Here is a 10,596-nt window from a genome sequence, read left to right on the forward strand (position 1 = left end):
CCAGCGATCAGGGGGAGGACTGAGCGCGGAACGCAACCAAGAGTTACTGTATGCTCCGATGCGTTCCCTGCCGTCGGGATTTTTCGTACACTGCGCCCATACGGTGGGTTGGCCGAGCGGTTGAAGGCACTAGTCTTGAAAACTAGCAAGGGGGCAACCTCTTCCAGGGTTCGAATCCCTGACCCACCGCCAATCGTTTTGCTAGCGTCCCCTCAGGGCTGGACGCGCCCGCTGCCCGGGCGGCGCACGCGCAAGGTCTGAAAACGGCGGTAGACGACGCGCCCCGGCCCACCCTGGGGATGCCGGCTCACGTTGCGTAGTTCGGTCCAGTCTACCTCGGCCGACAAGGCCTGGGATTGGCTTTCCTGGAGAGCGATTTCCGCCGCTGCCTGCAAGACTGCGGCAGGCACGGGCGTCTGCGCGCTATCCCGGCGAATGAGTACGTGGCTGCCCTGCACATCCTGCACGTGTAGCCAGATATCCTGCGGCTTACCCATGCGAAAGCTGAGCTGCTCATTGGCGCGGGCATTCTTACCCCAGAGCACCAGAAAACCCTCGATTTCCCGTTGCCCAATGGCTGGTTGGTGCGCGACCTTACTTGTCTTTGCCGCAGGCGGCTTGGCAAGCACCGGAATCGTGCCAGCGAGCAGCGCCTGCTCCTCGGCATCGACGGCGCGCAACTCCTCGGCAATGCGCTGCTGGGCCCGTTTGCTGCGTTGCGCCCGACGCATGAGCTCCTCGGCATAGGCATGGAGGCGTTTACCCGCGGGCACCTCGACACGGATTTCCCCAACCCCATCCGCCCGATACTCCGGCAAAGTTAGCGGCTCGCCGGTAGCGAGCCGATCGGGGACGGCAAAGAGGGCCTCGGCTTGGCGCTGCCCCTCCCCCGCGGTTGCCAGCCAACGTTGCAGATCGGTTTGCAGAGCTTCTCGACGCCGCTGCAGTCGCTGCCGAAGCTGCGACCCGGCACTACGTTCCTCGCGGGGCGGCGCGGGTGGGGTCGTCGACCATGCCAAAGCCGGGCGTGCGGCCATCGGCCTTGCTTCTGGGACCAGTGCCAAGGGGTAGAAATCGCCTGCGGCATTGGCGAAGAAGTCGGGGCAGCCCGCGGATGCGAGCAGAGTTTGCACTGCCAGGCGCAGTTCCGGGGTAAGTGCTGCGCGCCGACGCGGATGCAGGAGCTCGGCCACATCGCTCAGGGTTGTCCAGTTCCGCGCCTTGGCGGGCGGTCGGTAATGGGCGTGCGGCAAAATACGCGCATCGGCGACTTCCAGATCATCCCAGCGCGAGGCCCAATGGATACGCTCCTCGCCGTCCAGTAGCACAAGAGCGCCTTTGCCACCAAAGCATTCGGCCATCAGGGTCCAGCTACGCTCGGCGCGAATCCAGTCTTCTTGCACAAAGACCAGGCGCAGGATGCGATCGGCAACCGGCATCTCCAGGGATTCGAGGCGGCAGCCCGCGAGCTTCTGACCTAGAACGGCGGCGGGTCCCGTCGGCTTTGGTACCGATTTTGGGGCTTCTTCCCAAAACAAGCCCAGGGACGGATGGCGGTAGGCAAGAACTAGGTAATGACGTCCAAAATGTAGTCGGGCGACGCCTTGCTCGACCACAACCCCCTGCAAGCGCCGTCCAACGAATTCCTCACGCAGGCAGCGCGTCGCCGCCAGCAAGTGCAGGGTGTCCACGCGTCAGGGCTCCGCACGCAAAACGCCCGCTTCCGTTAAATAGCGCCAGAGGGTGGCGAGGGCCTCGCTGTCCGAAACCAGGCTCGTGTCCAAACGCAATTCCGGGTGTTCTGGCTCCTCGTAGGGATCGCTAACGCCGGTAAAATGCGCAAGCTGCCCGGATAGAGCTTGGGCGTAGAGCCCTTTCGGATCGCGTTGGGCACAGACCGCCAAAGGCGTGGCAACATGGACCTCGATGAACAGTCCACCGGCGTCCTCCACCAAGCGCCTCGCCTCGGCGCGCGCGCTACGATAGGGAGAAATGGCGGCAACCAGGGCAATACCCCCATGGCGCGCCACCAGACTCGCCACAAAGCCAATGCGGCGAATGTTTTCGTCGCGGTCTTCGCGACTGAATCCCAGGCCCTTGGAAAGAAACCGGCGTACCACATCGCCGTCGAGCATGGTCACGGCGCGGGCATCGTGACTCTCCAGCCGTCGCGCCAGCATCCCGGCCAGGGTACTCTTACCGCTTGCCGATAGGCCCGTAAACCACAGCACCAAACCGCGGCGATCGGCACCTCGGTAGGCCTGACGGAGAATATGTATCACCTCCGGCGGCGAAAACCACTCTGGAATCTCCTCATTGGCGGCCAAGCGACGGCGCAGTTCCGTACCCGAGAGTTCCGCCAGCCGCTCGCCATTGGCCTCGGCCCGTGGCACATAGGCACGGCGCTTCGACGAGTAGGCATACTCCGGCAGCAATACCGGCTGGATTCCCAACTCGGCAGCGTGCTCGGTAAGCAGTTCCTGGGCCGCGAAGGGCGGGTACCAACTAGCGCGCTCCGGGTGGCCAGGATCGGCATGGGCACGGCCGACGACGAAGTGCGTGGCGCCATGATTACGGCGGATGAGAGCGTGCCAGAGCGCCTCCCGCGGCCCTGCCATGCGCATCGCCAACGGCAGCGGCGAAAGGATCACCTGCCCAGGCTGGTAATGGGGCAGGACGGCCCGGTAGGCGCGCATGCGCGAGGCAGCATCCACATCGCCGGGCTTGGTCGGCCCGATGGCAGGATGCAAAAGCAGACGAGCCTCGGCGCCAAGTTCCGCCAGCGCCGCCTGGGTAATGGCAATATGCGCGTGGTGGAGGGGATTGCGCGTCTGGAAGGCGAGCAGAGGGCGCCCGGCCCCCAGGGCTTGCAACTCCGCCGGGTGACGATATTCGGGCGGAAACTCCACTGCCGCCGCCCGCCGCAGCACCCCATCATCCCAAGGTTGCAGCGGGCCCGCCACATTCCACTCGGGCAGGGCGAGAATCTGCGCCACCCCGGGATGCCGTGGATCATCGCTGCCATACACCAACAGCGCCTCGCGGCGGCGATCGGGCCGATAGCAGGCAGTCACCTGCATCCGCGCCAAAGGGGTGCCATCTTCGCGATCGAGTCGTAATTCCGACCCTACCGGCACTGCCTGCCCCAGCTCGAGGGTGATAGGGATCGGCCACAGGCGTCCATCGGGCAAGCGCATACGCGTGAGCACCGCGTCCCAGGTCGCCTCATCCATAAAGCCCTCGAGGGGCGCGAAGGCACCGTTGAGCAGGAGCTCGAGATCGCAGCGCTGCCGCGGTGTTAGTACGTGTACGACCGTTGCCGTGCTCATGCTTGCCCCAGCGGAAACAGGGGCAAATGCGCCAGGGAGAGAAGCGGTTCGGCCAAGCTTGGCGGCGTGCCCTCGGTGCAAATCGTCGCCACCGCAGCAATCCCTGCCTGCGCTTCTTGCATCAGGCTGCGCATTGCCTCCAGGGTCGAACCGGTGCTGATGACGTCATCGACGATAACCACCTGTCGACCTTGCAGCAGGTGCCGATCTTTGGCGTCGAGGTAGAGGGTCTGCTCTTTGCCGGTGGTAATGGAGAGAGTCACGGCCTGCAACGCCTCCCCCATGTAAGATTTGTAGTTTTTGCGCAGCACGACATAGGGTTTGCGCACCCGTAACGAAAGGGCGTAGGCGAGGGGAATGCTCTTCGCCTCCGCCGTCACCAGGGCCACGAAATCGTAGCCCGCCAGGGATTTGGCCAGAGCATCGGCGGCGGCCTCACAAAGCTCCGTATCGCCAAGAATGTTGAGCACGGCAATGGCGAGATCGGGACGCACCGCAAACAGCGGGAGATCGCGCTCTACCGCGCCAATACGCAAGGGAAAACTGCTAGGGGAGGGAGATTTCTGCATCTTGTTTGGCTCTGGCAACCGCAACGAATGGGCACAGTGTGCCATGACGCGCGCCGGGCCCCAAGAAGATCCGGGGCAAAACGCGCTCCTCGGCTTGCTGCCCCGACCCGGAACCCCTAGAGTATGGCCTATGGATTGCGATTTGCTTATTCTCGGTGACGGCCCCATTGCCCATAGTCTGGTCTTGGCTCTGGCCGCGACGCCGCTGCGGATTTGCGTCGTCGATAGCACCCCGCCCGGACGAGAAAAGAGCTCCGGCGAGGAGGAACGCACCGTCGCTCTCGCCCTCGCCTCCCTGCGCCTGCTGCGTGCTTTCGATGTCTGCTTACCGGCCGACGCCCGCGGGCCCATTCGCCAAGTGCAGATCTCCCAAGCTCGCGGTTTGGCGCGGGTGCAGCTCTCTCACGAGTTGTTGGCGGCCCCCGAGGGGGTCGTAGGGGAAGTCGTTGTCCTAGATGCCCTACGCCAGGGCTTGCAAACCCGCCTGCCACCGGAGTCGGAACAGTTTCGGCGCCTGCCCTGGGGGCCAGTGGAAAGCTTTACCTGGTACCCCGACCGCGTGCGACTGGACTGGGGAGACGACCGCCAGATCGAGGCCAAGCTGCTCATCTTGGCAGACGGCGGCCACGGCCGACTGCAGCGCATGCTCGCCTTGCAGCGCCGCGGCTGGGATCATAACCGCTACGCCTGCACGGCACGGGTGGGAGTTCCCGGCAGCACTGCTGGGATCGCTTACGAACACTTCCTCGAAAGTGGGCCGCTTGCCTTACTGCCCCGAGCCGACGGCCGCTTCTCCCTCGTCTGGAGCCTGCTCCCTAGTGCTGCGAGTCGGCTGTTGAACGCTTCCGACAGCGAATTCTTGCGTCAACTCAACACCCAGCTACCGCCTGGGCTTACGCCGTTACGCGAGGTAGAGGGACGCGGCTTCTACCCCCTGCATTTTCAGCAATTCTCTGCGCCGCCAAATAGCCGCATCGTGCCCCTCGGCAATGCCGCGCAAACCCTACATCCCCTGGCCGGGCAGGGCTACAACCTCGGCCTGCGCGATGCGGTTACCCTGGCAGCGCTGCTGCGTGAGGCGGCCGGGCAGGCAAGCGATCCGGGTGCGGCAGCATTGCTGCAGGACTTCCAACGCATTCGCCGTCAGGATCGCTTGGAGATCATCGCCTTTACCGAAGGAATGAATCGCCTCTTTGCCCTGCCCCCGCTCCCCTGGCGCCTGGGACGAGATCTCGCCCTACAGGCCGTGGAGAGCAGCCCCCTGCTCAAGCGGCGTTTGGCGGCGCGCTTGGCTGGCATCGATCTTCCCTTCAACAGCCGTATTCCCGATCTGGAGCTTGCCCATCATGCGCGCTGAGCAAGACTACGACGTACTGATTTCCGGCGCCGGCATGGTCGGCGCCGCCCTTGGCCTCGCTCTGCAGCGGGCAGGGCTGCGGGTTGCCATTGCCGAACGGCGCAGCGAGAGCCTTTGCGCCGCCGCCGACCCTCTGCAACGCAGCAGTCTCGTCAATGCCGGCGCCGGCGCCTTCCTCGCCGAACAAGGCGTCGACGTTGCCAGTCTCGGCACAGCGGTGGTGGGGATGCGAGTTTGGGATGCCGAAAACGCTGGCAGCATCCAACTCGACGCTGCCGATGTGGATGCTCCGTTGCTTGGTCACATTTGTGAAAACCAGCGCCTCGAGCAAGAGCTGCGCACCGCCTTTGGTGCCGCCGGCGGTACCTTACTGTTCGACTGCCAGTGGCAATCCCGCTACCTCGACCAAGACGCCATCGAGCTCGCCGACGCCCAAGAAAACCGCTACCGCGGCCGTCTCCTCGCCATTGCCGAGGGGCGCCAGTCGTCGCTGCGCCAGCAGCTCATCCAGAGCAGCATCCTGCGTGAGGACTACCAGCAGGAGGCCATCGTCGCCACGGTACAGGTCGAACGGCCGCACGGCGGAATCGCCTACCAGCGCTTCCTGCCCACCGGGCCCATCGCGCTTCTCCCCTTCGCCAACGATGCGGAGGGTCGCCCGCAGGCGAGCCTGGTCTGGAGCGCGCGTACGCTCATGGCGCGGCAACTCTTCGCCCTCGACAATGAGCAATTTCTGCACCGACTCCAGCTTGCTTTCGGGCCGCAGCTGGGGGTTCTGCGTGGTATCGGCCCGCGCGGCAAGTATCCGCTTTCTGCCCTGCATGTGAACCGCTACGTGCAGGAGCGCGTCGTGCTCCTTGGTGATAGCGCCCATGGCGTCCATCCTTTGGCGGGACTCGGCGTCAACCTCGGTTTTCGCGACGTCGTCAGCCTCAGCAACGTGATCCTTGCGGCACTGCGCACCCGGCAAGATTTTGGCCAACGCCAAGTGCTGCTTGCCTATCAGCGGGAGCGCCGCCCCGACAACCTCCTCACCGTCGCCACCTGCGGCGGCCTCAACCACCTTTTCTCCAATCGCAGCCCCCTGCTGGCGCGGCTACGCGATCTGGGACTCTGGGGCACGAGCATGACGCCCCCTCTGAAACGTTTTTTCATTCGTCAAGCCATGGGCCTGTAGAGGAGAGTTAGGATGCAACACCGTATTGTCGACGATATCGCTGCTGCCGTTGGTGATGCCTTGGCCCGTTTTGGGTCGGTCAAAGAAGATCTGGACAAACAACTGAAGACGGTGATCGCCAACGCCCTGGATCGCCTCGACCTCGTCACCCGCGAGGAGTTCGAAATTCAACAAGAGCTCAACACCCGCCTTGCCGCACGGGTGGCGGCCTTGGAGGCGCGTCTCGAAGAGTTGGCGGGCAAGGATCAAACTTCGCAAGGCTAAAGCATGGCCCTAGCTCTGGTGCGCAGTCGCGCCCCCGTCGGCATTCGTGCGGCGGAGGTGTTGGTAGAATGCGATCTCGGCCCCGGTTTGCCGACCTTTGCCATCGTCGGCCTGCCCGAGGCAGCCGTGCGCGAGTCTCGCGACCGGGTGCGAGCAGCCATCCAGAACAGCGGCTTCGAGTTCCCGGCACGGCGCATCGTCGTCAATCTCGCGCCCGCAGATCTCCCCAAGGAGGGAGGGCGCTTCGACCTCCCCATTGCCCTCGGCATCCTCGGTGCCAGCGGGCAATTGCCGGTCACCGTCCTCGATAGACTGGAATGCATCGGTGAGCTGGCCCTCGATGGCAGTCTGCGGCAAGTTCCCGGTGTGCTCGCTTGCGCCCTGGCGGCGGCAGAGGTCGACCATGCGCTTGCCCTGCCCATGGTAGCCGCCAGCGAGGCACAACTGGCCGGGCGCTGTCGCCTACTACCCGCCGAGAGCTTGGCGCAATTGGTGGCTGCCTTGCGCGGCGAGGAGAGCCTCCCGGCCTTGGCACCCCTCAACGAAACCGGCGACCTGCCCTTGCCGGGTCCGGATTTGGCCGATGTCCGCGGCCAGGAGCAGGCCAAGCGGACCCTGATCATTGCCGCTGCCGGTGGCCATCATCTGCTTTTTTCCGGGCCGCCCGGAACCGGCAAGAGTATGCTCGCCGCCCGCCTGCCCGGCCTACTGCCCCCCTTGCGGCATGAGGAAGCCCTCGAAGTCGCTTCCATCTACAGCTTGCATGGGCTTTTTGACCCGCAGCGTTGGCGGCAGCGACCGTATCGGAGCCCGCATCACAGTGTCTCCGCTGCCGCCTTGGTGGGGGGAGGTTCGCAACCGCGTCCGGGGGAAATCAGCCTCGCCCACCGCGGAGTGCTCTTTCTCGACGAACTCCCGGAATTTCCGCGCTCGGTGCTCGAGGTATTGCGGGAACCGCTGGAATCCGGCGAGATTCATGTTGCGCGCGCGCGGCAGCGCGCCCGCTTTCCTGCGCGTTTTCAACTGATTGCCGCCATGAATCCCTGCCCCTGCGGTCACCTCGGCAATCCGCTACAGGCCTGTCGCTGCACGCCGGCACAAATCAACCAATATCGCAGCCGCCTTTCCGGTCCCCTCCTCGACCGTATCGATCTGCAAATCGAGGTGCCAGTGCTGGCGCCGGAATACCTGCAGAATGCGCCGCGGGGCGAGAACAGCGCCTACTGGCGGGCACGTATCGGTGCGGCCGCCACCCGGCAATGGCAGCGCCAAGGCTGCAATAACGCACAACTCGAGGGCGAAGCCCTGGACCGTTTTTGTGCCCTCGACGAGAGCAGCGCCAGGTTTCTCCGCCTCGCTGCCGAGCGACTGCATTTTTCTGCCCGCGCCTACCATCGCATCCTGCGTGTCGCCCGCAGTATTGCCGATCTCGCGGAAAGCGAGACGATTCAGCAGGAACACTTAGCCGAAGCCCTGCAGTATCGTCGTCTTGCCCACACTCTGGCTAGTAGCGCCGCATGATCCTCCTCCGGCATTTACCAACGGCGCAGGAGCCGCGACTGTATATGGCCCTCGAGCGTACCTATTTGGGCTATTTCAAGCTGCTCTTTTTCACTATCGGTACGGGCCTGATCGCGTTTCGGTTACAAGTCATCTTCTTGGCTATTGGTGAGCAGCACTTCGCGCATCTATTTGAAGAGTTGCACCGCTTACTCATCTGGCCACCCATTGTCCTCATCTTCGTCGTCGGCTTTTGGTTTTTTGCCGACCTGCATCACATTGCTAAAGGAATTACCGTGCCTGCCAAAGAAATCATCGACCCTCGTATTTATATGGCCGCCGAACGCACCTTTTTGGCCTGGGTGCGTACGGGTATCGGTCTCATCGCTTTTGGTTTCGTCATCGAGAAGTTCGACTTTTTTCTCGAACAGCTGTCGGTCATGCTGCACACCAAGCTGAGTACGGGGGATGGCTTTTCGGGTATGGGGATCATCTTTATCGTGCTTGGCGTCAGCAATCTGATCATCGGCGGTATCAACTTCGTACGCACGGTAAAGAAAGTTGATGCCGGCGAATATCACGTGCACAAATGGCTATATGCCCTGTACGGCCTCATTCTTTTCTCGGCAACAGCCATGCTCGCCTTCATGATCATCCGTGTTTCGCCCTGAGGGCGCGAGAGACTAGCGGCGACGGCGGCGGCGCTGACTCAATTGCCAGAGGGTACTGAGCAGACCAATCAAAACGTAGGCGACCGAGATGGTGAACAATACCAAAGGTGGGTGTACGGCAACTGCTGCCACAATCAGGACCAGACTGATGGCCAAGGCAAAGGGCATGCGTCCGTGCAGATCGATGTCCTTGAAGCTGCGATAGCGGATATTGCTGACCATGAGTAAACCCAGCAAATACACAAAACCGAGGGCGAGATAGGGCGCAATCGCGCCAACCCAGGCAAATTTTTCGGTTTGGGAAAACCACACCAAACTTGCCAAAACCGTAGCCGCCGTGGGAATGGGTAGCCCCTGAAAATAGCGCTTGGAAGTGTTGTGTGCCTGGCTATTGAAACGCGCCAGGCGTAACGCACCACAGGCGGTAAAGACAAACGCACCCAGCCAACCGAATTTGCCAAAATGCTGCAGTCCCCACAAAAACACCAGTAAAGATGGGGCGATACCAAAGGCAATCACATCCGCCAGAGAATCGTATTCGGCCCCAAAGGCACTCTGGGTACCGGTCATCCGCGCCACCCGACCATCGAGACCATCGAGAATCATGGCGATGAAGATCACCACTGCAGCAACCCGGAAATGGCCGTGGATACCGGCAACGATAGAATAGAAGCCGGCGAAGAGACTGGCAGTGGTAAAGAGGTTGGGCAGCAAATATACGCCGCGCCGGGGGTAGCGTTGCTGGTTCACGCGTCGACCTGCAACTGCGCCATCCACTCCGCCCCCGATCGCAGGCGCTGCCCCAGATGCACCAGGGGCGTGGCCGACAGCGGCAGATAGGTGTCGACCCGCGAGCCAAAGCGGATGAAGCCGAAACGCTGCCCAAGCCGACAGCTCTCTCCGGGCTGTACGTAGCAGAGAATACGCCGTGCCACCAAGCCCGCCACCTGCACCACGGTCACGTCCTGCCCATCTTCGGTGAGCATCCACAGGGCGTTACGCTCATTCTCTGCCGAAGCCTTGTCGAGGGAGGCGTTGAAGAAGCGCCCGGGCAGATACCAGCGCTCGCGCACCACCCCTGCCACGGGCAAGCGATTGACGTGCACATCGAAGACATTCATGAAGATACTGATCTTCAGCGCGGGACGATGCAAAAAGGGATCATCGACCTCCTCGATTGCAATCACGCGCCCATCTGCCGGGCAGAGCACCCCACCGGGCAAGGCTGCGGGCAGGGGCCGCCGGGGATCGCGAAAAAATTGCAGGCTAAAGAGCAGCAAGAGAAAAAAGGGAAGCGCCAACCACCACAGGGCAAAAAACGCACTCAGTGCCGTCAGTGCGGCAAAGAGTGCCAGGAAAGGCCAGCCTTCGCGGGCAAGAATGGCGTAGGGATAATCAGGCATGGGGCAAGCCTAGCAAGTCGCCAGCGCCTGGGAAAGCCGCCAGAGCAAAAAATGCCGCCCCGATACCACCGGGGCGGCTCCATACCAAGCAGAATCGCTCAGTTGCGCGAACGATCGACAATGCGGTTTTGACCGATCCAGGTCATCATCGAACGCAGCTTCTGCCCCACTACCTCGAGGGGATGCTCTGCAGCTAGACGACGCTTGGCCTGCATGGTCGGCTTGCCGGATTGGTTCTCGAGGATGAATTCGCGAGCAAATTCACCATTCTGGATTTCCCGCAGAATGCGCCGCATCTCCTCTTTGGTCTGCTCATTGACGATACG

10 protein-coding genes, 1 tRNA gene and 1 pseudogene are annotated in these 10,596 nt (G+C 62.7%); 6 read left to right on the forward strand and 6 right to left on the reverse strand.

The genetic code is table 11. The features are described 5' to 3' along the window. Positions 1 to 102 precede the first annotated feature (102 nt). Positions 103 to 192 (forward strand) — tRNA-Ser (locus tag RTI30_RS09840). A 20-nt stretch (positions 193 to 212) separates the two neighbouring features. Here RTI30_RS09840 and RTI30_RS09845 read toward each other — a convergent pair. The 3 genes from RTI30_RS09845 to RTI30_RS09855 are packed head-to-tail and all read right to left on the reverse strand — an operon-like array spanning position 213 to position 3,898. Further along, positions 213 to 1,691, reverse strand: a complete 1,479-nt coding sequence (locus RTI30_RS09845; RefSeq protein WP_312261171.1) for an NFACT RNA binding domain-containing protein — start codon at positions 1,689 to 1,691, stop codon at positions 213 to 215. A 3-nt stretch (positions 1,692 to 1,694) separates the two neighbouring features. Continuing rightward, positions 1,695 to 3,329: an adenylyl-sulfate kinase gene (gene cysC, locus RTI30_RS09850; RefSeq protein WP_312261169.1), complete on the reverse strand. Its 1,635-nt coding sequence runs from the start codon at positions 3,327 to 3,329 to the stop codon at positions 1,695 to 1,697. Beyond that, positions 3,326 to 3,898: a phosphoribosyltransferase family protein gene (locus RTI30_RS09855; RefSeq protein WP_312261167.1), complete on the reverse strand. Its 573-nt coding sequence runs from the start codon at positions 3,896 to 3,898 to the stop codon at positions 3,326 to 3,328. Before RTI30_RS09855 ends, cysC begins: the two co-directional genes overlap by 4 nt. 130 nt (positions 3,899 to 4,028) lie before the next feature. Between RTI30_RS09855 and RTI30_RS09860 the strand changes: the two genes are divergently transcribed. The 5 genes from RTI30_RS09860 to RTI30_RS09880 are packed head-to-tail and all read left to right on the forward strand — an operon-like array spanning position 4,029 to position 8,867. Next, positions 4,029 to 5,255, forward strand: a complete 1,227-nt coding sequence (locus RTI30_RS09860) for an FAD-dependent monooxygenase (RefSeq protein WP_312261165.1) — start codon at positions 4,029 to 4,031, stop codon at positions 5,253 to 5,255. After that, positions 5,245 to 6,432, forward strand: coding sequence for an FAD-dependent monooxygenase (locus tag RTI30_RS09865; RefSeq protein WP_312261163.1), 1,188 nt, complete (start codon positions 5,245 to 5,247; stop codon positions 6,430 to 6,432). Before RTI30_RS09860 ends, RTI30_RS09865 begins: the two co-directional genes overlap by 11 nt. 12 nt (positions 6,433 to 6,444) lie before the next feature. Then, complete coding sequence (locus tag RTI30_RS09870; RefSeq protein WP_312261162.1) at positions 6,445 to 6,696, forward strand: accessory factor UbiK family protein; 252 nt, start codon at positions 6,445 to 6,447, stop codon at positions 6,694 to 6,696. Positions 6,697 to 6,699: 3 nt separating this feature from the next. After that, positions 6,700 to 8,217, forward strand: a complete 1,518-nt coding sequence (locus RTI30_RS09875; RefSeq protein WP_312261161.1) for a YifB family Mg chelatase-like AAA ATPase — start codon at positions 6,700 to 6,702, stop codon at positions 8,215 to 8,217. Beyond that, entirely contained in the window at positions 8,214 to 8,867 is a 654-nt protein-coding gene (locus RTI30_RS09880; protein WP_312261160.1) for a DUF202 domain-containing protein, read from the forward strand. Before RTI30_RS09875 ends, RTI30_RS09880 begins: the two co-directional genes overlap by 4 nt. Positions 8,868 to 8,879: 12 nt before the next feature. On the opposite strand, the gene pssA is transcribed toward RTI30_RS09880, so the two are convergent. The 3 genes and pseudogenes from pssA to RTI30_RS09895 form a co-directional block, all read right to left on the reverse strand. Further along, positions 8,880 to 9,617 carry a CDP-diacylglycerol--serine O-phosphatidyltransferase gene (gene pssA, locus RTI30_RS09885; RefSeq protein ID WP_312261158.1) on the reverse strand — a complete coding sequence of 246 codons (738 nt, stop codon included), beginning with the start codon at positions 9,615 to 9,617 and terminating at the stop codon, positions 8,880 to 8,882. Beyond that, positions 9,614 to 10,270 carry a phosphatidylserine decarboxylase gene (locus tag RTI30_RS09890; RefSeq protein ID WP_312261156.1) on the reverse strand — a complete coding sequence of 219 codons (657 nt, stop codon included), beginning with the start codon at positions 10,268 to 10,270 and terminating at the stop codon, positions 9,614 to 9,616. The genes pssA and RTI30_RS09890 overlap by 4 nt, the downstream gene beginning before the upstream one ends. Before the next feature lie 98 nt (positions 10,271 to 10,368). Continuing rightward, positions 10,369 to 10,596: pseudogene (locus RTI30_RS09895) on the reverse strand (ketol-acid reductoisomerase); the annotation flags it as partial.

It is taken from the genome of Candidatus Igneacidithiobacillus taiwanensis (assembly GCF_031962545.1).
In the GTDB taxonomy this organism is placed as follows: domain Bacteria; phylum Pseudomonadota; class Gammaproteobacteria; order Acidithiobacillales; family Acidithiobacillaceae; genus Igneacidithiobacillus; species Igneacidithiobacillus taiwanensis.